General features: G+C 55.0%; 24 protein-coding genes and 1 pseudogene. 12 read left to right on the top strand and 13 right to left on the bottom strand.

The genetic code is table 11. The features are described 5' to 3' along the window. Window positions 1-53: 53 nt before the first annotated feature. From NAC44_RS01880 to NAC44_RS01835, 10 genes are all read right to left on the bottom strand, one after another. The gene (locus NAC44_RS01880) at window positions 54-893 is read right to left on the bottom strand and encodes a peptidoglycan-binding protein (protein WP_250937235.1); all 840 of its coding nucleotides are present in this window, start codon (window positions 891-893) and stop codon (window positions 54-56) included. A gap of 79 nt (window positions 894-972) precedes the next feature. Continuing rightward, window positions 973-1353, bottom strand: a complete 381-nt coding sequence (locus tag NAC44_RS01875; RefSeq protein WP_250937234.1) for a helix-turn-helix domain-containing protein — start codon at window positions 1351-1353, stop codon at window positions 973-975. Beyond that, window positions 1343-1798: a regulatory protein GemA gene (locus NAC44_RS01870; protein WP_250937233.1), complete on the bottom strand. Its 456-nt coding sequence runs from the start codon at window positions 1796-1798 to the stop codon at window positions 1343-1345. Before NAC44_RS01870 ends, NAC44_RS01875 begins: the two co-directional genes overlap by 11 nt. A gap of 12 nt (window positions 1799-1810) precedes the next feature. Next, window positions 1811-2455 carry a DUF3164 family protein gene (locus NAC44_RS01865; protein WP_250937230.1) on the bottom strand — a complete coding sequence of 215 codons (645 nt, stop codon included), beginning with the start codon at window positions 2453-2455 and terminating at the stop codon, window positions 1811-1813. After that, window positions 2385-2837, bottom strand: a complete 453-nt coding sequence (locus NAC44_RS01860; RefSeq protein WP_250937228.1) for a MarR family transcriptional regulator — start codon at window positions 2835-2837, stop codon at window positions 2385-2387. The genes NAC44_RS01865 and NAC44_RS01860 overlap by 71 nt, the downstream gene beginning before the upstream one ends. Then, entirely contained in the window at window positions 2825-3421 is a 597-nt protein-coding gene (locus NAC44_RS01855; protein ID WP_250937226.1) for a hypothetical protein, read from the bottom strand. The genes NAC44_RS01860 and NAC44_RS01855 overlap by 13 nt, the downstream gene beginning before the upstream one ends. Further along, complete coding sequence (locus NAC44_RS01850) at window positions 3421-4188, bottom strand: AAA family ATPase (RefSeq protein ID WP_250937225.1); 768 nt, start codon at window positions 4186-4188, stop codon at window positions 3421-3423. The genes NAC44_RS01855 and NAC44_RS01850 overlap by 1 nt, the downstream gene beginning before the upstream one ends. A 27-nt stretch (window positions 4189-4215) precedes the next feature. After that, entirely contained in the window at window positions 4216-6348 is a 2133-nt protein-coding gene (locus tag NAC44_RS01845; protein WP_250937223.1) for a Mu transposase C-terminal domain-containing protein, read from the bottom strand. Further along, entirely contained in the window at window positions 6345-6806 is a 462-nt protein-coding gene (locus NAC44_RS01840; RefSeq protein WP_250937222.1) for a hypothetical protein, read from the bottom strand. Before NAC44_RS01840 ends, NAC44_RS01845 begins: the two co-directional genes overlap by 4 nt. 64 nt (window positions 6807-6870) lie before the next feature. Further along, entirely contained in the window at window positions 6871-7167 is a 297-nt protein-coding gene (locus tag NAC44_RS01835) for a helix-turn-helix domain-containing protein (protein ID WP_250937220.1), read from the bottom strand. A 154-nt stretch (window positions 7168-7321) separates the two neighbouring features. On the opposite strand from NAC44_RS01835, the gene NAC44_RS01830 reads away from it, so the two are divergent. The 4 genes from NAC44_RS01830 to NAC44_RS01815 all read left to right on the top strand — a co-directional run bounded on the left by NAC44_RS01830 (window position 7322) and on the right by NAC44_RS01815 (window position 10272). Beyond that, window positions 7322-7843, top strand: coding sequence for a helix-turn-helix domain-containing protein (locus NAC44_RS01830; RefSeq protein ID WP_250937218.1), 522 nt, complete (start codon window positions 7322-7324; stop codon window positions 7841-7843). 271 nt (window positions 7844-8114) lie between these two features. Then, window positions 8115-8624, top strand: coding sequence for an IS1595 family transposase (locus NAC44_RS01825; protein WP_250937217.1), 510 nt, complete (start codon window positions 8115-8117; stop codon window positions 8622-8624). A gap of 101 nt (window positions 8625-8725) precedes the next feature. After that, complete coding sequence (locus tag NAC44_RS01820; RefSeq protein ID WP_250937215.1) at window positions 8726-9403, top strand: hypothetical protein; 678 nt, start codon at window positions 8726-8728, stop codon at window positions 9401-9403. 101 nt (window positions 9404-9504) lie between these two features. Continuing rightward, the gene (locus NAC44_RS01815) at window positions 9505-10272 is read left to right on the top strand and encodes a hypothetical protein (RefSeq protein ID WP_250937213.1); all 768 of its coding nucleotides are present in this window, start codon (window positions 9505-9507) and stop codon (window positions 10270-10272) included. Between the two features lie 934 nt (window positions 10273-11206). Here the strand turns inward: NAC44_RS01815 and NAC44_RS21480 are convergent. After that, window positions 11207-12833, bottom strand: a pseudogene (locus NAC44_RS21480) (methyl-accepting chemotaxis protein); the annotation flags it as partial. 529 nt (window positions 12834-13362) lie between these two features. On the opposite strand from NAC44_RS21480, the gene NAC44_RS01805 reads away from it, so the two are divergent. From NAC44_RS01805 to NAC44_RS01785, 5 genes are all read left to right on the top strand, one after another. Continuing rightward, window positions 13363-14286: an alpha/beta hydrolase family protein gene (locus NAC44_RS01805; RefSeq protein WP_250937211.1), complete on the top strand. Its 924-nt coding sequence runs from the start codon at window positions 13363-13365 to the stop codon at window positions 14284-14286. Between the two features lie 171 nt (window positions 14287-14457). After that, window positions 14458-14643: a hypothetical protein gene (locus NAC44_RS01800; RefSeq protein WP_250937210.1), complete on the top strand. Its 186-nt coding sequence runs from the start codon at window positions 14458-14460 to the stop codon at window positions 14641-14643. Between the two features lie 21 nt (window positions 14644-14664). Further along, window positions 14665-15117: a hypothetical protein gene (locus tag NAC44_RS01795; protein ID WP_250937209.1), complete on the top strand. Its 453-nt coding sequence runs from the start codon at window positions 14665-14667 to the stop codon at window positions 15115-15117. Between the two features lie 139 nt (window positions 15118-15256). Further along, window positions 15257-15664: a group II truncated hemoglobin gene (locus NAC44_RS01790; RefSeq protein WP_274706770.1), complete on the top strand. Its 408-nt coding sequence runs from the start codon at window positions 15257-15259 to the stop codon at window positions 15662-15664. A gap of 4 nt (window positions 15665-15668) precedes the next feature. Then, window positions 15669-16040 carry a DUF423 domain-containing protein gene (locus NAC44_RS01785; protein WP_250937208.1) on the top strand — a complete coding sequence of 124 codons (372 nt, stop codon included), beginning with the start codon at window positions 15669-15671 and terminating at the stop codon, window positions 16038-16040. 8 nt (window positions 16041-16048) lie between these two features. On the opposite strand, the gene NAC44_RS01780 is transcribed toward NAC44_RS01785, so the two are convergent. Together NAC44_RS01780 and NAC44_RS01775 are read right to left on the bottom strand one after the other, a co-directional pair. Then, complete coding sequence (locus NAC44_RS01780; RefSeq protein ID WP_250937207.1) at window positions 16049-16327, bottom strand: hypothetical protein; 279 nt, start codon at window positions 16325-16327, stop codon at window positions 16049-16051. Next, window positions 16305-16712: a DUF2325 domain-containing protein gene (locus NAC44_RS01775; RefSeq protein WP_250937206.1), complete on the bottom strand. Its 408-nt coding sequence runs from the start codon at window positions 16710-16712 to the stop codon at window positions 16305-16307. The genes NAC44_RS01780 and NAC44_RS01775 overlap by 23 nt, the downstream gene beginning before the upstream one ends. A 195-nt stretch (window positions 16713-16907) precedes the next feature. On the opposite strand from NAC44_RS01775, the gene NAC44_RS01770 reads away from it, so the two are divergent. The 3 genes from NAC44_RS01770 to NAC44_RS01760 all read left to right on the top strand — a co-directional run bounded on the left by NAC44_RS01770 (window position 16908) and on the right by NAC44_RS01760 (window position 23098). After that, window positions 16908-18269 (top strand): NAD(P)-dependent oxidoreductase, encoded by a 1362-nt coding sequence (locus tag NAC44_RS01770; RefSeq protein WP_250937204.1) that lies wholly within the window; start codon window positions 16908-16910, stop codon window positions 18267-18269. 17 nt (window positions 18270-18286) lie between these two features. Beyond that, window positions 18287-19600 carry an NAD-dependent dihydropyrimidine dehydrogenase subunit PreA gene (preA, locus tag NAC44_RS01765; protein ID WP_250937203.1) on the top strand — a complete coding sequence of 438 codons (1314 nt, stop codon included), beginning with the start codon at window positions 18287-18289 and terminating at the stop codon, window positions 19598-19600. Between the two features lie 792 nt (window positions 19601-20392). Further along, the gene (locus NAC44_RS01760; RefSeq protein WP_250937201.1) at window positions 20393-23098 is read left to right on the top strand and encodes a bifunctional diguanylate cyclase/phosphodiesterase; all 2706 of its coding nucleotides are present in this window, start codon (window positions 20393-20395) and stop codon (window positions 23096-23098) included. Window positions 23099-23218: the final 120 nt, after the last annotated feature.

Genomic DNA, 23218 nt, shown 5'->3' with positions numbered 1-23218 from the left:
GGGTCCGTGGATGATTGGAAGAAAGAGAGTGCGCCTTGCGAGGGCTGCGGCGCTTAATCCTCCTCCGGCCAATAGTCCTGAAGGGACGCGAAGGTATTTTTCCCGGCAATGCCATCAACGGTCAGGCCGGTGTCACCCTGATAGATGCGCAAGGCTCCTTCGGTGCCCGGCCCGAAATCACCGTCAATACTCAGGTGATAATAACCGGCACTCGCTAAGGCCCGTTGCAGTTGCTCCACCGCTTCGCCTTCCATGCCACGGCGCAACACGGGGAAGAGCTGAACGCCGGAAAGCTGATCGGCGGCAAGGGTGGCAATCGCGGTCTTGGCCTTGCCCAGATAACGGCGGCGATCCTCAAGGCCATTGCGCCCGCCATTGACGATCCTCGTCACCTTGACCAGATCATCGAGATCGGCGGCGCGGGTGTTGATCGTGTTGCGCTCCCAGAAGAAAGCCGCCGCCCATCCGGCCCATGGCCATGTCGCCACCAGTTCGGGCCTTGCTTCAAAATCGGCGCATGTCGGATCAATCCTGCGCATCCATGAAGTGAAGGCGCGATAATTGGCGCGACCTGTAAGCTGGATCGGTCCACGGCCTTTGTATCGAACGCCATCGCCTGGGCGAACATTGCCCAGATCGGTGCGCCCCTCATAGGCCGCACCGGAGGCATATTCTTCCAGGGTGCAAAAGCCGTCGCTCTCATGGGCGACCTGTGCGAGAAAATGCGCAATCCGCAGAGGCGTGGTGCAATCGATCAGGGTGAGCAATTCCGGCAGCATCGCACCAAAAGCGATGATGATGGCGCGCTGCGTCGCTGCCTTTTTGGAGGGTGGCGTGGGCGCGATAGCCTTCAGGACGGATGCATCAAGGCGGGATAAAAGTGTGGGGGACATTCGGCCTCGCGGTTGCAGTTTGCAGATGCGAGGACTTTGACGCGAAGGCGCGCTATAAAAGACCGGACGTCAGGTCCGGTCAGGCAAACAGATCATATTGATTGGGGTTTTTGGCCTTGTTGGCCATGCGCCGCACATGGCGCTGGCTGACACCAAGGATACGGGCAATCTCACGCCGCCCCTTGCCTGCGTTTTGCAATGCCAGCACATCCATGCGGACAGAGCGCCGGGCCTTCATGTGTGGCACATAGATAAAGCATCCGGTCAGGAACTGACATACCGCATAACCGTCCTCTTTGCCAAGAGCGACGATCACCGGGTGGTCATCATCCGGGAGTTTGGGAAACTTGATCTCTTGCCCGCCAAACTCACTGATGATCTTCAAAGCCACCTCAAGCCCCAGCGTGTCGGCAACATCGGCCAGTGAGGCGGGCAAGCGCGTGTCCAGATCAGGCGCCATCATGGTGCACCTGATCGGACACGGCCTTTTCCTTGCCGCGCTGTTCCATTGCCTTCAAAGCATCAATCACCTTGCTGGCCTTGTCATAGTCCAGCGTGTCGGGATCAACCGCGATCTTGTCATTGCCGGGGAACACAATGCCCCGGCAAAATTCGCGCAACGCGGCACGGGAGCCGTTAGAAACCACGCCGAGCTGGTGACAGGAATTCCACAGCGCATGGATGAGCCGGATATAGCGCTTGTCTGACACCCGCAGCTGTTTCTTACGTGTTGGCTTTACCCGAAAGCCCTTCATCTTGAACTCATCGACAACGGCAAGCTTCTGGCGTTCGCTCATCTCCCGCAAAGACTCGGTTCCCGTCACCCGCAACAACAAAGCGCGGTAGGTCACCTCATCGAGACCGAGTTGGGCTTTGGCAATGTTGATGATGGCGTTTGTGTTCATCTGCCATCGCCCTCACGCATTCGCCAGATCAAGGGCAATCCGCACCGCATTGCCGCTTTCTTTTTCGATACGGTAAAAGCGGGCGTGTTCCTTGGATGCCATGACCCGCACCGAGTCGGAGATAATGCCCATGGCCTTTTCCCACTCGCCGGTTTCGTCCACGATCTTGAGGCGCTTCAGGCCAAGGATACGGTCAGTGTTGAGCTTGCCTTGCTTGTCCACCTGAAACGCCTGATCAATCAGGGCGCGGATATTGTCGTTAGACCCTGCCGACCAGCGGCGAATGCAACCGTCAATAATCTCCTTGGCCACCTCCAGTTCCGGGCCAAAGGTGAGTGTTTCCGACACCTGAATGGTCAGGCGCAGGCTGGTATCAACGGTGGAAAGCGTGATGTTGCCTTTTGAGCCACGGCGTTTGACGCCGTATTTGTCGGCCAGCAATTCGCGATAGGCCACGACATCATCAAAAACCTCCCCACGAAACGCGGCGAGAATGCGGTTCAGGTCAGCGGCCTTGGCCGTCAGGCGGCGCACCAGTTCGTCTTCTTCAATATGTTCTGGTTTGATCGCGGACAGTGCAATCAATTCACCCTTGCCCTTGTTGACGTAAGGCAGACCGTTGATCGTCTCGGTCGGGATGCTGGTGGGAATAGTCATGCTCATGGTTTTCCTCGGATGCTTTGTTTTCGGGGTTTTCTGTGCAATTGCGGCAGGCGGCCCAATGCTTGAGCTTGCCGGGATCACTGGTGGACATGGGGGCGGCGCAAAACGCGCTGCAGGCCTCTGGCGTGATGGCTTTGCGCAGATGCGGGCACCAGACGCGACGGGCATAAAGCGCCATGACAGGACCGGCGATCTTGGCCTGAACCTTGTCGGTGCGGGCGCTGTATTTGCCAGCGCAAAGAAGTGAGATGGCCGTGCGTGAAACGCCAAGCTCTCTGGCAATATCGGCCTTGGTGCGCTCCGGTTTCGCGGCCTCAGCCCGCAAAACCTCCATCCACGCAGGATCGGCCAAGCCCATCAGCTTCATTTGCTGCATGGCACGTCCTCCCCGAGATTGTGATCGTAGAGCGTCTTGGTTTTCGGGCGGTAGACGGGGGCTTTTGTCCCGGTATCCTTCAAAAGCCGAAACCTCTTATGGCCGCTGGACGTCAGTTTCGTGCCGCGCTGACGAATGGGCAGCTCGACCACGTAACCGGCACTCTTCAGGCGGCGCACATACCAACGGGCATTGTTTTCTGCGTCTTTGTCCTCTGCCGTGGCCGCGACCATAACGATGTCGCCAATGGTGAAATTGCCGCCCATCCGTATTGCAGTCCAAACCCGTTGGCGGAATGTGTCGTGAACGGGTTTGCGAACACGCACTGTGTCGGGCCGGGTCGGACCACCCTTGAGGATCTCGCCACGGGCGGCAGCATCGACGCCCGCAGGCGTAAGCTGATAGCACCCCTTTTCAATACGCTCGACATATCCGCGCATGATCAGGCGAAACGCCCCATCGGAAATCTGTCCGCGATCCAGCGATAACGTGGCGTCCAGTTCATCAATGGTTTTGCAGGAGCCATCAGCAAGGCAATGCAAGAGGGTTGTCGGCAAGGTGCCGTTTTCAAGCCGCACCGTCATCACAGCACCTCCGGCACCATGATGGACTGACCGCTATGGCGGTCCTTGATGATCGCCATGCCTGCCATATCGGCAATACTGACGCCTTGGTCGCCGGGTTCCATGCGCAGGCCAAACCGCTCGATATTGGCGATGGCTTCCAGCACTTCGCGGTTATAGCCTTGGCTGACCTTGAACACGAAACCGGCCAGATCCTCGGCCACCTTGACCTCGCAGCGCTGGTCAATCAGCGTTTTGACGTCGGCAAGGGTTGCCTTTTCGAAACGAACTTTCTGGCTGACGCGGGAGGATACCTGCGGAAAGCGGGTCAGGTGATCGTTAACCTTACCCATGCCGACAAGAATGATCGGCAATTCAATAATGTCGGAAATGTCGCGGACGGTTTCGAGAATGGTTTCCTTCTTGCTGATGTGGTCGGCCTCGTCGATGACAACCGCAAAGTTGCGACGGGCCATGGCCGCGGCATTGTTGCGTATTGCCAGCTCTTCAACGACCTTCTGGAACTTCTTCTGGAATGAGTGCGGTGGATTGGCACGCAGCTCTTCCAACAACTCATTCATGAACCACGCCGCCGTCCATTCCTTCTTGGCCCGCAGGTAAATCGCGCCATTATGCGCCACCCAATGCTTCAGCGTGGTGGTTTTGCCCAAACCGGGCAAACCATCGACAACAGCAAGGCAGGCCTCTTGCGCACCACGCTGCTCAAGGGCGGCAAGGGCAGATTGAAACCGTTTCACATTGCTGGTCTCGACAAAAACATTCTTCATGCGTATTTTCCTTGATGTTGACGACTGTCAGGCAGCGGCGCGGATGAGGTTTCGAAGCGCGTCCAGGTCGATGCCTGACAGTCGGAAAAGTTCAATTGAGCCGGGGCGTTGAAGCGCCGATCTCAAGACGCGAACGTGGGTACTGGTGACTTGATCGGGATGGTCGAGCGCCCATGCGGCAAGCTCTTCATCGCTTGCAAAGCCACGCTTACGAGGTTGCTCACCTGCAATTATCGGGCTTTGAGAGATTTCCTGTCCATTGCTAACCACCAACATCGGGCCTGCGGATACCGGCTCCGGCGTCACGTCGATCATCTGAATGGGCTGTTGTGCTGTGGCTTCCAGATAGCGGGCTGGTGACAATTCCGCTTCGACTTCGGAAAGATGATCATTGAGGCGGCGGGCGCGAGACGCTGCCCGCTTTTCAATGGCCGAGCGTTCCATGGTGAGCGGGATGTAACGCTCCTCGTTTCCGGCAAAGACGGCAACGCAGATCAAGCGCCCCATCAGTTCTTCACCATCACGGCGCTCGATCTCCCGCACCCAGACCTTGCTGGCATCGTGGATATCGTAACCGACCAGCACGTCTTCACCGTGGAACTCTTCCAGCGCGAGGTGGAAATAGGAGTTCGTCAGCCATTCGATCATGGCGCGACGGGTGCGGCGCTTCACATATGGGCGGAACAGATCGTTCTTTTCGTGTTCCAGAACCGGCACGATCTCGAAGCCGGTGGAAACGTGATAGTCCCAATATTGATCCGGTGACATTTTGCCGGGCAGCGACGAATGCGGCTTGGCATTATAGGCCGCAACGGCATTGACGCAGGCCGTTAGAAAATCCTGCCATGAGGGCAAACGGCTGGAAGCACCGAACTGCTTGATGTCTTTGCGGGTGGTTTTGAATGATTTCTGCCGGGCCTGCCGGTCCATATCGGCACCGATATAGGTATCGAACTCTTTTGACAGCGGGTTCCAGACTGAACCGTTGAAGCGTTCGATAATGCCTCTGGCTTGTGAGTTTTGCGGCAATGAATGCAGCTTGGTGATGCCCAGCCGTTCCGTCACGCCCGTCAACTGATTGTCGAGCACGTCGTTTTTAAAGCCGGGGCCACGGTCCACGTAGAAAATCGCGGGAATGCCGTTCTGTTCGCAGGCATAGCGAAGCGCATCAACCACGCCGATGGTGTTTTCTGCCAAACCAAAGGAAAACCCGACGCACCGGCGCGTGGCCACGTCGACAATGCTGGTGATTTCCGGGCGAAACGGCTGCCCGTGGATCGGGTGGGCAATCTCGGCGTCAAAGGTCTTGCCGTCGGCGGTGTAAACGCAACCCGGTAACAGGTCTGCGGTGGAACGCATGGTGAAGGCCATACGGCTTTTCAGGGTCAAAGACCCTTCACGGCCACGGTGCTTTTCGACATTGCCGAGCCGCGCCATCAACCGGCGCACCTGATCATAGTTCGGCGGCATCACATGCGAGGGCAGAGCCTTGCAGTAATTCTCTAACGCATCGGTCAGGCATGGCTTGGTCGGCTGCGCGTAAAACCGCAGGAACTGCCAGAACCATGACGGCACCTCCTGCTTTTCCTTGGTCGGCAATGGGGCAAGAGCGCCGAGGCCCGACGCATCCCGCAACTTGAACCATTCATAAATCGTGGCGCGGCTGACGGTCGCCTTGACTGAAGCTCGGTCGTTTGCCGTCATCATGACAGCTTCGCTAATGTCCAGCGCTGCAGGATCGGTCAGAAAAAATTGGATCGCCTGCCTCAGCGAAACCCCGGCGACAATCCGATGCATTTCGATAGCCGACAGGATGGCCGAACGAGCATTCAGCACGTGTCGTTGCCGAGCGGAAAGGTTGGCAGTGGAGATCTTCTCTCGCCGTGCAATCTCTTGCGCCTGCTTGACTTCCTGATTGGCAAGAACCACTTCGCGGGTGGCTTCGGCATGAAGGGCCTGCTGCACGGCGTCTGGCAAAAGTGAGACGTGGTATTCAAAGCCGCCGCCGCGACCTGTCCGCTTTCTGCAAAGGTTGGTGGGCAGATCCATCCAGCCTTCACGCTTGATGAAATCGATCACACCTTTTTTAGTGAGTGGCATGACTTTCAGTTTGAGGCGTACAACCGTATCGGCAATTTCCTGAGCGGAGAGAAAGGTCATTTCAATAGCCCTCCAACCCGGCCACGAAGAGCGGACCGTCTACGTTCCAACTCGGCAAGCCGTTCTTCCGTCTGCCAAAGCTGGATCACTTCAGCGTAACGGGATGGCACCGCAACGAAGCCCGAGAATTCGCAAACGAACCCAAGCAGCTCATGGCAGCCCGTCACATTGATCAGGGCAATGAAACGTTCCAGCGTGATTTTGTGATCGCGCCGTGCGGGTGATGCGTAGCAATCCAACATGTTCTCAGTGACATTCTGGGAAAGATAATCCGACATATCCGCCGCAATCTGCCCACGGCTCTTTCCGCTGCGGCTCATCGCCTCGGAAAGAACACGGGCAATCTTCACGTCCAGTGTGCCACCCTTGGCGACATCCGGTTCAAACCGTGCCGCCACTTCTGGCGGCTGGTAATCGTGAAAGAGGTCCATGGTGTGGGGATCGCGGCGCTTGCTCATGGTCAGGCCTGTGCAGCAAATACAGCTTTGCCAGCCCATGCGGAAACTGTTGGCAGACGAGCGCTCATGCCGCCGTCCTCATGCCAGCCGGAGCGTTAGATTTTTGGCTTTCTAACGGCCCATGTTTTGCGCTATCGTAGATGCGAGTGGTGGTCTTGGGATACCGTCTGGGCCAAAGCGTTTCGACCTTCTGTCCAATGAAGTCTGCGATAATGGCTTCATTGATTTTGTTCGGGCGCTTCCAGACGTGACGGAAGCTGCTGGGGTTACGCCCGTTGCGGAGTGCGAGTTGTTCGAGCGTCATGCCACGCTCCTGAATCTCACACAAAATCCGCTTCGGGGTCCAGTTGATGGCACCCATAGCGATTACTCCTGATGAAAGCGGATGTTGGCGCATCCGCTTTTTGTTGGTGGTGTTTGAACAATTGCGGCCCGCCGAAGCGGCCCGCTAGAAGAATGGATAGACAACAAATGCGTTTTTGTAAATACGCATTTGTTGTCTAATTGGTGGATTGTTGGCTAAACCGGAAAACGATCCGAAAACACCGTTAGGTGCGAGAATTCGAGATGTACGAAGAAAATTAGGCGATCTCGACAGAGCGGATTTCGCCGAGAAACTCGGCATAAGTAAGAACACACTTGCGTATTATGAGCGGGGCGAGAGAACACCTGACGCCGTGATATTGGCAATCTACAACGAGCTTTTTGGTGTTAACATTAATTGGCTAGCAACCGGAAAAGGCGAAATGTTTGACGCTTTCGGCGGCGTTAGAATGACCGCTCAGGTTGATGCTGAATTATTAGAACGTCTTCATGATCGTGTCGCCGCAATCTATCATGATGTCGGCCAAAAGCCGCCACAGCGCCGAATCGCTCGTGAGGCCGCTAACCTTTACAATGAACTTGCAAAAGCCGTTCAGGATATGAACGATCAGGAGATGATAGAAGCTGCATTGCCAATGGTAACGCTGGAGTTCAAACGGCGATTGCAACGCGCAGCCGAAGAACCTGGTACCGGCAAACGTTCGGCCTCATAGTCATAAAATCTCTGATTATAAACTGGCTGTCGGGTGCCTCTGTAGTTGCAGGCGGTTGCGCCATCCAGCTTGCCGACCCACCGTCCACAGAAGTCGCATTGCTCTTGGTTGGCGCCAATTAAATCATACCGACCGAATTTTATCGGTCATAATTTATAACAAATTTAGCAATGCTCTTCACAGCACCCGTCTGCATTATAGGAAAAAGCCTAATTATATACTTAACGTACCACTTTTGATTTCGCACATTTGAGATCAAGGAGTTACGCCAATGTTTGACCTCACCCACGAAATCTACCAGGACGCAGAAAAGGCCCGAGAATACCTTGAGGGCATCCATTGGCCGCGCGGCCCGATCTGCCCCCATTGTGAAGACTCGCACCAGAACCGCATTACGAAGCTGGAGGGGAAATCCACCCGCCCCGGCGTCTATAAGTGCAACTCTTGCCGCAAGCCTACCGACGAAAGCCGTCTCTACACGACCGTTGGACAGGAATACGCAACCCACAAGACGACGAAGCATTCCGCCAAGGAATATGCCCGTCGCGAGGGCGATATCGTCATTCACTCCAATACGATCGAAAGCGTCTTCTCAGTTTTCAAGCGCAGCATGATTGGCGTTTATCAGCATTGCGGCGAAGCTCACCTTCACCGCTACCTTGCCGAATTTGATTTCAGGTATAACCGCCGCGCCGCCCTGAAAATCTCAGATGCGGAACGCGCCGAAGACCTTCTTCGTCAGACCCGCAACAAGCGTTTGACCTATCGGCGGATTGGTTAAGCCAGTCACGCGTAAGCAGAAGTTGCGAAAGATTGTTGCGACTTGCGCTAGATCACGTAAAAATAAGAAATAACATACCCATCGCGATCGGGAGCGCTATGATGACAAAAAGCATTATACAGACCGCCCCCCAAAACAGCCATAGGGGCGGCATGTTTGGTTTTTCCGTCGAGTCTGTAAATGATTGGTCTAATCGCATATATTTGTTCGCTACCATTTTTTCCATTGTCTTTGCGGCAATAGCGCTTCTTTCAAGCTATTTCATGTGGAGGTCTTCCACCGAAATCTCAGCCGCCAAGGATAGGGCTTTAGCGGCCTATCAAGCGGACTCCAATGTGAGGGCCGCAAAACTAGAAAAAGAGGCCCGCGAAGCTCAACTCGAGACAGAAAAAATTAAGGCCTCTGTTTCGTGGCGGATTTTTTCAAAAGCAGAAAGCAGCGCGCTTGTCACAGCCCTGAGAAAGGCCTCTGGACCCGTAAATCTTCGATACATGGATGGCGATCCAGAGTCTCTTTATCTGGCAATACAGCTTTCGCAAATCCTCGCTCTTGCGGGGTGGAGCGTAGCACCTGGGTCGATGAAGCCGGGGAATGCAATTCCGTTTGGAATATGGATTCCGCAATCTGGGCCGCTCGCTGAGGCATTTGTTGCAGCAAATATTCCCTTCACACTAAAGCCCCTTCCTCAACAACAAACTGGTAATCAATTCAACGTTCAGATGATCCCGAACGCTCCCTTTTTGTTCGTGGGGCCGCGTCAGCCTGCTGCTTTTCAGTAGATTTTTCGGCTTCTATTCTCCTGCGCTCAGGCGTCATCTTGAGCATGCGCCGCGAGACCTCGTCGCCCTTTTCTTGATCTGGCTTTTTATCGGTGTCTGACATGAAAGTTACCAGTGATCCTATGTATCGTATTAATCCGGCTCTCCACCGTTACAAACGTGAAGCTCAGATCATAGGGCGTTTGGTCGTCGCCTTTGGAGAACTTGAGTATTTGCTCGCAGTTTGCGCGGGAAGAGCCGTAAAGGAAAGAGCGCGAGTATTGAAAGCACTCTATTCTCTTCGAGCTACGTCCAGCCGAATAGATAGCGCTGACGCTTTAATCAGACCATCATTCGATGGTCATTTGTTGTCTTCCGACTACGAAACCATGATGATTGCTATACGCTATTGTCTACGCATTCGAAACCAGTTTGCACATTGCAATTGGGGAGACGATCCAACTGGTCTTTATTTCGTAGATTTGGAAGCCGCATCAAGAACTTCATTCGGCTTAGATTTCCTTCCTTGGCGGCATATCGACACAAAACTATTGCGGGATCAGGAAGCTTTTTTCGTGAATACCCAAAGCTACCTTTTCTTTTTCGAACATCAATTATCCGTCATAGAGGGACAACCAATATACCCTGCGCATCCAAAGCCGTCAGAACTCGTGCTACCCCCGTTGCATAATCCTCCAGAGAAACACTTGCCGACGTGGCTAACAGCAGATCAGAAAAACCTTCACTTAAAGCAAGCTCAGGCAGCAAAAGGCGGCGACCCGACACCCACACCGGCACAAGTCGCTCTTGAAAAGGCGCGCGCTGAGAAGAAGGCGAAGAAGCAGGCCCAGAGGGACGCAAACGCAAAATCGCGTTCAACTGATAACTAGCTCCCTCTTTTTCTGTATTTTTATCCGGCCTGTCACGCTCGCGCATCATGCCATTTCACTTTCCGGTACGTCAGGCATATAATTTAGGGAAAAAAGCGGTCTTCAGAAATATTGAGAGGTTACGGTTCCCCAAAAACAACTGAGTCATCAGAAATTGATTTTTTCATAAATTTCATAGCTCTATCGAAACTGTTACCTTGATGGCCAAAGCGTAACCCAACTTCACGGTTTACGCTTTTCCATTGCCCAATCCAAAAGTTGGCAAAGCTGTAAAATTCTCATGCTTTGTCACTGAGATGCCAAACCGTGAACTAATTTTCTCGTTTTATTTCAGCATGTTGTTCTTGTCAGATGGATTGACAGAACAATGCAGGAAAAATGCGCGAATTTGTCCAGAAGATTGCGCGATAAGTTTCCGTTTTAAATAGGCAGATTGCATTCTCTCATGTGAACGCAACGAAAAAATTCCCACTTTTTCTTTATTTTACGGCAACTTGGCTGAATGCGCGTTAGTTCAGCTGGTGTCTAGAAGGTAACACCCCCCTACAGTTTGACAGATTTCCGTACCCCAATCGACCTCAAGAGCATCTTTTTTCACGCAATCAAACCGGACAGGATCGGTTTGCGGCAGCGTAAACGGGTTGCAGCATCGCACGCCTTATAAAGCGTGCGATGCTGCATAACAGCAGCTGGCGTCTTCAGCTGCGATATCTGAAATGGTCGTCATCCTCATCTACCCCACCCTGGGTAAGCTCGAGAGCAAAACCACGGGCGCGTGCCTGTTGTTTGCCGACGCTGGCATTGCCAGCGCGGTCTGACGATGCTTGGGGTGATAGCGATCTGGCTTCCGCCTTGCGCTTGATTGACGGGGCAGCGGTACGATTGGCCTGGCTGACTGTGTTGGTGCTGCGGCTGGCGTCACCCTCATTGACCATCCGGAAGAAGGCAATGGACGTTTGCAACTGTTCAGCCCGTTTTGCCAGTTCTTCCGATGTGGCGCTGATCTGTTCAGATGCCGCCGCATTCTGCTGCGTCACCTTGTCGAGTTGCTGTATGGCCTCGTTGATCTGTTCAGAGCCAATATCCTGCTCGCGGCAGGCAGCCGAAATTTCGGCGACCAGTTCGGCCGTCTTGCGGATATCCGGCACCAGATTGCCAAGCATATCACCGGCACGCTGCGCCGCCTTGACCGTATCGGAAGAGACCGAGCCGATTTCGGCCGATGCTTTCTGGCTGCGTTCGGCCAGCTTGCGCACCTCGGAGGCGACAACGGCAAAACCACGACCATGTTCGCCTGCGCGAGCGGCTTCAACAGCAGCATTGAGCGCGAGAAGATCGGTCTGGCGGGCGATTTCCTGCACGATGGAAATCTTCTCAGCAATGGTCTGCATCGCTTCCACAGCTTCGCGCACGGCTTCACCGGACAGTTCCGCATTCTTGGAAGACTGGCGGGCGATCTTTTCGGTCTGCGCGGCGTTGTCGGCATTCTGCTTGATATTGGCCGCCATCTGCTCCATCGAGGCGGAAGCCTGCTCGGTTGCGGCCGCCTGTTCGGTGGCGCCCTGGCTCATCATTTCCGCACTTGATGACAGCTCCTGGCTGCCCCCGGCCACCTGTGCCGCCGCAGAGGCCACATCACCGGCAAAGCTGGCGAGATTTTCCACCAGAGAATTGATGGCTGTTTTCATCCGGCGGTGATCGCCGTCACAGTCGATTTCGACATGCTCCCTGAGATCGCCGGTGCTGACCAGAGACAGCACGCGATTGCCTTCGGCAATCGGCAGGAGAATGGCGTCCAACATGCCGTTAATGCCGGAGACAAGCTTGGAGAAATCACCGACAAATCGGCCTGCATCGCCTCTTTCCGCCAATTGACCGGCAATAGAGGCGGTGATCAGCCGCTGGATTTCGGCAATGATCTCTCTGAAATTGTGTCTCAGGGTCTCGATCGTGTCATTGATAAAGGCCTTCTTGCCGGGAAACTGTTCAAGCGCAGCGTCAAAATTGCCTTCACCAAACTGCTTCACACAGGCCATCGCCTTTTTCTTGACGGCAATATGGCCCTCGACCATGGTATTGACGCCCCTTGCCATGGTGGCAAAATCACCCTTGAATTTTTCCACCGACACGAAGATGTCGATATCGCCCTTGTCATGCTCAGCCGACATGTGATTCATTTCGCTGATCAGGCCCTTCAAATTGCCGCGCAGCGTCTCGATCGTCTCATTGATGAAAGCCTTCTTGCCGGGAAACTGCTCCAGTTTTGCTTCAAAATTGCCTTCGGCGAATTCCTTCACACAGGCCATCGCCTTTTTCTTCACACTGATATGGCTCGCTACCAGGGCGTTGGTGCGCGCGGCAATGACGGCATATTCGCCCTTGAACGTATCCACGGGAAGCACCGCGTCGATCTCGCCCCGCTCATGCTCGCTTTCCATCCGGGTCAGACCGGCACTCAAAGCACCGAGTGGACGGGTGGCGCTGTCGAGAAGCGCATTGACGGCCCGCAAAATCTCTCTGGCATCACCGGTCACGGCTGAAAGATCGGCACGATCTTCCATATTCCCCGTCTCGCAGGATGCCGTCAGATGTCGGATAACCTCCACCGCAGTGGCCGGACGAGAGGTTCTATTGAAATTCAGGAAAGCTGACATAATTTGTCTCCGGTCACATATGAAACAATCAGCCATAGCGATTGGAGGTTTTTATTTTATCGCTAAAGTAGATTATTCTTATGATAATGCATTCTTTCCTTTAAATTTCTGTAAAAATCAATTTGTTACATATTTTATTACAATATTTTTAATTGCATAAATCAACAGTTTACCATTTCTGATATGGACATCTCGCAGTTTAAAAAACTTATACTGAGGATTCGGTCGATCGCTTGGCCCAGACTGACCGGATATAAAACGGAAACCTGTCGATGATGGAGGATCTGGCAAGAAAGAGCGAGAGAATGAGGCAGAGCGGTGGACGGGTGCCCACCGACACGACATGATGGAAAACCGTCACGGTCATGACACATTGACCCTATCTGAACATGATAAAAATCAGTCTTCAAACAGCTTTTGCGGAGTTGCATTGCCGATGAGATCCGTTTTTCCCTCTCAGCTTCTCCTGAGCCGGCGCAGCCTGCTTGGTGGTTTTGCTGCAAGTCTGGCCGCCCCATCTCTTGCGGAAGCTTTCGCCATTCCGGCAGAGCCGCCGCTCAAACATCTGGACTACCGCAAGGCGCGTGAGCATTTCCATACAAGGCTGGTCGAAAAAGGCCCCGCTCCGGATAATTATGAAACTCTGGAAACACCAGCCAATGCGCGCAGGATTTTCTATCGCTCGGGGCGCGGCGGCGAACTGGACCTGATTGCCTGGGTCTCCAATTACAAACGCAGCAAGAAAAGCAAGCCGGCCGTGCTGTTCCTGCACGGCGGTAATGCCATGGGCCGCGGCCAGTGGGAACCACTGAAAGCCTATATCGATGCAGGTTATGTGGTGATGATGCCGACCATGCGCGGCGAAAACGGTCAGATGGGTATTTTTTCCGGCTTTTACGACGAAGTGAGCGATGTTCTGGCGGCGGCCGAAAGGCTGGCCCACCTGCCAGGCGTTGACGACGAGAGAGTGTTTCTGGCCGGACACAGCGTTGGCGGCACGCTGGCGCTGTTGGCATCGATGACCAGCCGCCGCTTCCGCGCCAGCGTGCCGGTTTCCGGCGCCAGCAATGCCTGGCTGTTTTTCGACCGTTACCAAAGCGACATCCGCTTCGACGTGTCCAATCCGCACGAATTTTCAATGCGCAGCCCTGTCTGCTATGCCCACAGCTTCAAATGCCCAACCCTGATCCTGCAGGCCAATAGCGAGACACGCCTTGCCGATCAGAATGCGCTTTTGCTCAAGCGGGCCAAGGGGGCTTCCGTGCCGGTCACCAGCAATGTCCTCAATGGCACGCATATGAGCGAAATTCCCGATGCCGTCGCTGCCAGCATCAGCTTTTTCAAGAAAATCGCGGCGTAAATGCTGCGCGGGAGCGCCATGATTTTGATAAAGACATGGCGCCCTTCTAAACACAGGATGGCAAAGACTTTTTTCTTAATTTCAAAATCGTCTGTAACAAAAGCTACCGAATGATACCGCGCCTTCATGTCATGATTCATCACAATCAAGATGAATCGACAGGACGGCATCATGAAAATAACGATCGTAAAAAATCACCAGCAGTCAAAACTGAGGGTCAGCGGCACCAATACATGGAATGCCGGCTATGACGATGCTCAAATACTCGATATCAAGATCAAGGCAGAAACCGCCGAGGATTGCGGCACAATCGGCCTCTCTCAGACATTGTTAAGCTCAACGCGGCAGGCTTTTTAAGGAAACAACAACAGCATCATCATGAGCGTGACACCGGGTTCGGCCACGCCATGTCTGGATGGCGATGAAACGACCATTCCGTGGTATAATTCAAAATGCTCCGTCACCTTGAAAAACATTGGCGATGAGAAAGAATTGAAGCTCGAAGATTCGCCATTTTTCAGTGGCATCAGCACCGTCGCCACCAGCACCACGGGTTCGGAAACCACTCAGGCGGCGCTGGCTTCCATAAAGGCATCGGAAACATTCCTCATCACCCTTTATAATCTGGAAACGCAAAACTCCATCCAGCAGTGGCAATGGTCCTATACCTATGCGGTGGTCAACCAGAACGGCGTCAAGCTCGTCACCCAGTGCCAAACCACAATTGCCGAAATCACCGCAAATCAGCCCTATATTCTGGAAGGTCCCGTTGCAACGGACAATCCTCAAACAACCTGGACGCCAGAAGGCTGGAGCCCCTATTTCAATTGATGCCCTGCAATTTCAGCGAGTTGAGCCAAGCTGACGTCATGCCGCATTGCGGTGAATCGAAAAACTTGCCAGAGTGAACGACAGTCAACACGACATGGATCAAACAGCGCTTTCGCGCCGATCTCATGTCGTTTCTGGCATGGAAGGGCAGGCAGTGAGTGAAGAGAAGACCATCACGCTTTATGAGGCGATTGGCGGGGACGAGACGGTCAAGGCGCTCACCCGCCGCTTCTACCAGTTGATGGACACGCTGCCTGAGGCGGCACGCTGCCGGGCCATCCATCCCGAAAGCCTGACCGAGAGCGAAGAAAAGCTTTACGATTATTTGACCGGCTATCTCGGCGGTCCACCGGTCTATATGCAAAAACATGGCCATCCCATGCTTCGGCGACGCCATTTCGTTGCCGAAATCGGACCGCAGGAACGGGATGAATGGCTTTTATGCTTTCGCCGCGCCCTCGAAGAGACGGTCGATCATCCCAAACTGCGGGAGATCATCTGGGGTCCGATCGAAAAACTTGCCCATCACATGCAGAACAAGGAGTGATCCGGTGGCCTTGCTTTCCAGTCTCGATGTCCTGCGCCCTGCCCTCTTGCTCACCACTGGTCTTTTCGGCGCGTCAGGGGTCGGCATGGCCGCCGCCGCCGCCCATATGAGCGGCACGATCAATCTGCTGCAACCGGCCTCCTTCATTGCCCTGTGCCATGCACCGGCAGTGCTGGCGCTCTATCTTGCCCATGAGAAATTGCCCACAGCAACCTTATGCGGGTTGATCCTGTCTTTCGGCGTGCTTTTGTTTTGTGGCGATCTGGTGATGAAACAGTTTACCGGCGCAAGCCTGTTTCCCATGGCCGCTCCGATCGGGGGCATCAGCCTGATCATCGGCTGGATGACTCTGACGGCGACGCTTTTTCTCATGTAAAGAGCTGCTCAGCCTTTTCGACCAAGTGCATTTCTTTGCCAGCGCGGCTGCGGAAAGGGCAAAATCACTGCTTTGAGACGCATCCGGCAGGCGCCATCGGCAAGCTGGCGTGTGCGATCAACCTTGCGTTCATGCAAAGCGGGCAGACGCAGGATCTCGGCCATCATCGCCTGGCGCGCGCTGCGATCCTCGTCGCGTTCGTAAAGTTCGATGGCGCGGTTTTCTGGATCGAAAGCCATGGCCTTGTGTAGTTCGATGACAAACTCACCGTCCCTGATCTCGCTCATTGCTCTCACTTTTCTCGTTCAGCGTCTGCAAGGCGCGCTCCAGGCTGGATTTCGAGCCGTTGCGCAGGGGAATGAAGGCCTTGCCAAACTTCTTGCAGCCATTCTTGACCCTCAGACACGCATCGTGGCTGATGCAGTCAATCGGACAGAAGACGCAATCGACCGAGGGCAAAACCGTATCTATTCGCGAAACCGCCTCGCGCAGTCCCCCGTCATGGTGGATCAGTTCTGCCCCAAAATTTGTCGCGATCTGCCGCAGATGCGCGACCTGACAATCGCGACCGCCGACATAAAGAAAGCTTTTGATGTCACTGGCCGTGCGGTTGTCGTCCCGGGCCGGAGCCTGCGCCGTCTTGTTCTCTTCATGTCTGCGTTTTTTCGCCATGTCCTGCCTTTTTCTTCTGCCGCTGTGCCGATGAAAGGCACTCTACAAAACATGACAAAAAGAGTAAAGTATATAGTTGATATTTTCACTCATGTTTTTCCTGCGTTTTTCAATCCCGAAGCATTTTTTACCGTTTGATAAAAATTTTTCCCTGCGCTACCATCGCTTCATCGCTCGAATAAAAAGGGAACTGCGATGCGAAAACTGGAACCGGGCCTGAAGGCCGGGCGGCTTGAGGCTGCCGATTATGCTCGTCATTTTTCCGATCTTCATCCGCGTCTTGGGGGCCATGAAGCGCTTGTGGCGGCGGACCGCTGCTATTTCTGTCACGACGCGCCCTGCATGACGGCCTGTCCGACCACGATCGACATTCCGCTGTTCATCCGCCAGATCGCCACGGGCAATCCGACAGGGTCGGCCAAGACGATTTTCGACCAGAATATTTTAGGCGGCATGTGCGCCCGCGTCTGTCCCACCGAACAGCTCTGCGAACAGGCCTGTGTGCGCAACACAGCGGAAGAGCGCCCGGTGGAAATTGGCCGCCTGCAACGCTATGCCACCGATCTTGCCATGGAACAGGGGCACCAGTTTTATCAGCCTGCCGCATCGACGGGAAAACGCGTTGCCGTGGTTGGCGCAGGACCAGCCGGCCTTGCCTGCGCCCATCGGCTGGCGCTCCACGGCCATGACGTGACGATCTTCGATGCCCGCGAAAAGGCGGGCGGCCTCAACGAATATGGTATCGCCGCCTACAAGACCGCCGATGATTTTGCGCAGAAGGAGGTCGATTATATTCTCGCCATCGGCAATATTGATGTGGCCAACGGCCAGATGCTTGGCCGCGACATCACCCTGGACGAGCTGCGGCAGAGTTTCGACGCCGTTTTCCTCGGCACCGGCCTGGGCAATGTCAATATGCTCGCTATTCCCGGCGCAGACACCAATGGGGTCATGGACGCGGTAGAATTCATCGCCCATCTGCGTCAGGCCGAAAACAAGGGTGATGTGCCTGTGGGCCGTGACGTCGTTGTCATCGGCGGCGGCATGACTGCGATTGACGCCGCCATACAGGCAAAACTGCTCGGTGCCGAAAACGTCACCATCTGCTATCGCCGCGGCAAAGAGCACATGAATGCTTCGGATTACGAACAGAACCTCGCCGCCTCGAAGGGCGTGACCATCCGCCACTGGCTGCAACCGAAGGAGGTCCTGCATCATCACGGCCACGTCTCGGCCATCCGCTTCGAATACACCCATCTGGAAAACGGGCTGATGAAAGGGACCGGCCACAGCACCGAGATCAAGGCCGACCAGATCCTCGTTGCCATCGGCCAGAAACTCGACCCTCAGGGACAGGACATGCTGACGCTGACAGGCGGCAAGATCGCCATAGACGCGGAAGGCCGCACCTCTCTTCCCGGTGTCTGGGCTGGTGGCGACTGCGCCACCGGCGGACAGGACCTGACCGTCTCCGCCGTCGCCATGGGCCGCGATGCGGCCGAGAGCATCAACCGGACGTTGGCCGCAAGTGTGGCCGGCGTCAGCGCTGTCGCCTGAGCCGGAGGGAGTGAACCATGGCAGATCTTCGTAACAATTTCGTCGGCATCAAATCGCCCAATCCCTTCTGGCTGGCCTCGGCCCCGCCAACCGACAAGGCCTATAATGTCGAGCGCGCCTTCAAGGCGGGCTGGGGTGGCGTTGTGTGGAAAACGCTCGGCTCGGAAGGCCCACCGGTCGTCAATGTCAACGGCCCGCGCTACGGCGCGATCTTTGGTGCCGACCGTCGCCTGCTCGGCCTCAACAATATCGAGCTGATCACCGACCGGCCACTTCAGGTCAATCTTCAGGAAATGAAGCAGGTCAAGATGAACTGGCCGGACCGGGCGCTGATCGCCTCGATCATGGTCCCTTGTGTCGAGGAAGAGTGGAAGGCAATCCTGCCGCTGGTCGAGGAAACCGGCGCGGACGGCATTGAGCTCAATTTCGGCTGTCCGCACGGCATGAGCGAGCGCGGCATGGGTTCCGCCGTCGGTCAGGTGCCGGAATATATCGAAATGGTGGTGCGCTGGTGCAAGCAATATACCCGCATGCCGGTCATCACCAAGCTGACACCGAACATCACCGATATCCGCCATCCGGCGCGTGCGGCAAAACGCGGCGGCACCGATGCCGTCTCGCTGATCAACACGATCAATTCCATCGTCTCAGTCGATCTCGACAGTTTCGCGCCCGTCCCAACCGTTGGCGGCAAGGGCAGCCATGGTGGCTATTGCGGCCCGGCCGTCAAGCCGATCGCGCTCAACATGGTCTCGGAAATCGCCCGGGATAGCGAAACCTACGGCCTGCCGATCTCCGGCATCGGCGGCGTCACCACCTGGCGGGATGCGGCAGAATTTCTGGCTTTGGGTGCCGGGAACGTGCAGGTCTGCACCGCCGCCATGACCTATGGCTTCAAAATCGTGCAGGAGATGATCTCGGGCCTGTCCGACTGGATGGACGCAAAAGGCCACAAGACACTCGACGACATTTGCGGTCGCGCCGTGCCCAATGTCACCGACTGGAAATACCTGAACCTCAACTATGTCGCCAAGGCCCATATCGATCAGGATGCCTGCATCAAATGCGGCCGCTGTCATATCGCCTGCGAGGACACCTCGCATCAGGCGATCACCAGCATCGTCGATGGCCTGCGCAAGTTCGAGGTGATGGAAGACGAATGCGTCGGCTGCAATCTCTGCGTCAATGTCTGTCCGGTGGAAAACTGCATCACCATGGTCGGACTGGAGCCGGGAACGCTGGACCAGCGCACGGGTAAACCGGTCGATCCGACCTATGCCAACTGGACGACCCATCCCAACAACCCGATGGCGGTGCAGGCCGCAGAATAAACCACCTTTCGCACGCCTGCATCCCTCCAAACCGGACGGGCTTCGAAGCCACATTGAAGCGGATTGACGTCAAGACGTTCACGGCAATCCGCTTTGTGCTTTCCTTTTCGCATATGCGTTACCGTTTCATTGGTGACACGAAACGCCGATATGCCTGCTGCCATGCAAGACAGGTTTTACAGCGCCATGCGCCAAATATGGCGCATGGCGCTGTATCGTTTTATTGAGGACAATAAAACGCGGCATGCTTTAGAGCATCGTGCGGGACGCTCTCACCTGCACTTCCATGCAACCTGCACATACCATGCAAACGCTTAGTATTTCATATTAATTAGCAAAAAATAATGCAAATGGCGGCAAAAGCGCTCAGCCGTCAATCCATATCAGTAATTACTGATATTCATCTTTGAAATCCTCCAGCTTTTCAGAGAGATTCAGGATTTATAAAATATTTCGTGTCGTCATTATTCAATCTAACAATAAACTCTATTGCAGTATTGCAAGGGCTGTATTTTACTTTCATGAGTTGCAGTCCTTAAAGTTGAAATGAGGTTGCCGGAGAGCTTTGTCAGGGGCACGCTTGCAGGCATGAGACAAGACGATTGATAAGACAATAAACACCGCTACATCATGCCGATTGTAATGAACCGCATACCTATGCGAAAGAGCGGGTACAATCACAGGTCATGATCGCGAAATACACTCGACCAGACATGATATTATCCCTATAGGCTTTCGCGGATAAACGATAATGGCAATATCAGCACTCAACATGAAGGATCGCCATCTGCCATGATGCCGACTGGAGAAAAAAAGGGACAAGAACGCCTTTCTCTCCGCTCGTTCGGCTTCTATTGGCCTGTGCTGGTGATTTGCATCGGCATTTTCTTTGCCTTGAAAATGGCCGATAACGACTATCGGCAATCCTATGTTGAAAGCCTCCGATCCTCCATCAACGACATGCTGAGCCCGATCCGCGCCCGGCTTGAAGGCAATATCAAGGCCGATATCAAGCTGCTGCAGGGTGTGGCCAGCATCGTCGAAACCGAACCGGATATGGATCAGGGCCGCTTTGGAGAAATTGGCCGCAGGATTTTTTCCCGTCCCGTGAGCCTGCTGAATCTCATGGTGATCCGCAATGACATCGTGACGATGGCCTTTCCGCTGATGCATAACAACCGGATGATCGGGCGCAGCTACCGTACCTCGTCGGTAGACGATCAGGCGGGTTCTCTGGCTTTATCGACCAACAGCCCGGTGGTGACCAGCCCCTTCACAGACGCCATGGGCAAACAGACCCTTCTGATCTTTTATCCGATGAACCTGACATCCGAGCAGGGACGGCAAACCCTCCTGTTCAGCCCGACCAGGCCAAATGGCATGGTGATGGCGACAGTTGATGTGGAGCGCCTGCTCAAGGACAGCGGCCTGACCGATCTCAATCTCGACATAGCCCTTTATGAGCAGGATCAGAGCGGTCATACATCGCCGCACCTGTTTTACGGTGACAAGGCGCTGATGCAGGGCTCGGCGGTTCGGGTCGAGGTCAATCTCGGACCCCGCAACTGGATCATCGCTGCCGCCCCGAAACAGGGCTGGCCACTTTCGCCGCCTGATATATGGGCAAAGCGGACCTTGATGTTCCTGCTGGTTCTCAGCGTCATCACACCGCTCTTGTGGGCCGCGCGCCTCATGCAGGAGCGGCAGACCCATATCACGGAACTCAATCAGCAGAAGCGCGACCTGAGAACAATATCCCAGAGACTTCAGCTTGCTCTCGATGCCTCCAAGATCGGCGTATGGGAAATGGATATCGGCAATACAAATCTGGTCTGGGACAGCCGGATGTATCATCTTTATGACGTTGCCGCCGAGAAGACCATCCAGACCACGACCGACTGGAGTGAAATGCTGCATCCAGACGATCGCGACATGGCGGAAATGACGCTTCTCGACTCTCTGCGCAACAACAATCCCTATGTCACCCAGTTCCGCATTCTCGATCGGGCTGGTCGTGTCCGCCATATTCGCGCCTTCGGGACGATTTACCGCGATTCGCACTTCCGCAAGAAAATGGTTGGCGTCAACTGGAACGTGACCGCCGATATGGAACTGCAGGACGAGCTTAAAGCCGCCAAGACCGCGCTGGAAAAGCGCAATCGTGAATTGGAAGACGCCCGCAAGGCGATGGAATATACCTCTCTGCACGATCCGCTGACAGAACTGGGCAATCGCCGTTATCTCGATCTTTATCTGTCCGGTATTGCCGATCCACAGAAAACGGCCCGAGCCATTGCCCTTCTTCATATCGATCTGGACCGGTTCAAGGAAATCAACGACACGCTCGGTCACGCCGCTGGCGACGCCATGCTGCGCCACACGGCCCGTCAGATCCGTACCGCTGCTGGCGATGGCCATTTTGCCGCCCGCATCGGCGGTGATGAATTCATTGTCGTTCTCACCGGCGAGGATGCCGCAACGGCCGTGCGCGACATTGCCCAGGCCATCATTACCGCCATTAACAAACCCCTTGTTTTCGAAGGGCAGGAATGCCGTGTCGGCGCCAGTATCGGCATTGCCATGACAATGAGCGGCCCAGGCAATGCCGAGCAGGCGCTGATCAATGCCGATATTGCCCTTTACGAGGCCAAGCGCCGCGGCAAGAACAGGGTGGAATTCTTCAATGATACGCTGAAGGAGGCCACACTTTTAACCAAGCGCACAGCCGATGCGATTTTGCGCTCTCTGGAAAATCAGGATTTCATCGCTTATTTCCAACCGCAGTTCGACGCCCGCAGCCTGACCGTGACCGGTGTCGAGGCACTGGCCCGATGGATGCACCCAGAGCTTGGGCTGTTGCCCCCCAGCGCCTTTCTGACGGTCGCTGAAAGCCTGAATGTGATGGCCGATATCGACGATGCCGTGCTGCAGCAGGCACTGGCCGAGGCCCGGCGCTGGAAGGCCCATGACCTTCCCATTCCCAATATCGCCGTCAACATCTCTGCCCAGCGCCTGTTCGAGGATGACCTGACGGACCGTCTGTCACTGCTGGACCTGCCAGAAAGTGGCCTGTCCTTCGAGCTTCTGGAGTCGATTTCCTTCGATGACAAGGGAGAAGCCGCTGCCATTGCCATCGACCGGGTCAAGGCGCTTGGCATCGACATTGAAATCGACGATTTCGGCACCGGCTATTCATCGATCCTCAGTCTGCTGAAACTGTCGCCGCGACGGCTGAAAATCGATCGCCAGTTGACGCTGCCCATACTGGAAAGCCCGAAACAGCGCCGCCTGATCGGCTCCATTGTTGAAATCGGCCGCTCTCTCGGCATCGAGATCGTCGCCGAAGGGGTCGAGACCATGCAGCACGCCCACATTCTGCGCGATCTTGGCTGCCATACGCTGCAGGGCTATGCGCTGGCCCGACCAATGAGCGCCGACGACCTCTTCACACTGTTGATGAAGAACCGCATGGAAGCGGCACAAAAAATTATCGCATGAGAACTGTTGGCAGGGAAATCGGCCTTTTCAAAGCTCAAAGTCCACCTATGCTTTAACCGCTGTAAAAATCACGCACGGCGTAGCGCAGGATCAGAAAATGCGCAGGCATTGCGAGGCAAA

Source organism: Allorhizobium sonneratiae, assembly GCF_023700755.1.
Taxonomy (GTDB): Bacteria; Pseudomonadota; Alphaproteobacteria; order Rhizobiales; family Rhizobiaceae; genus Allorhizobium; species Allorhizobium sonneratiae.
This window is presented reverse-complemented; position numbering and strand designations above follow the sequence as displayed.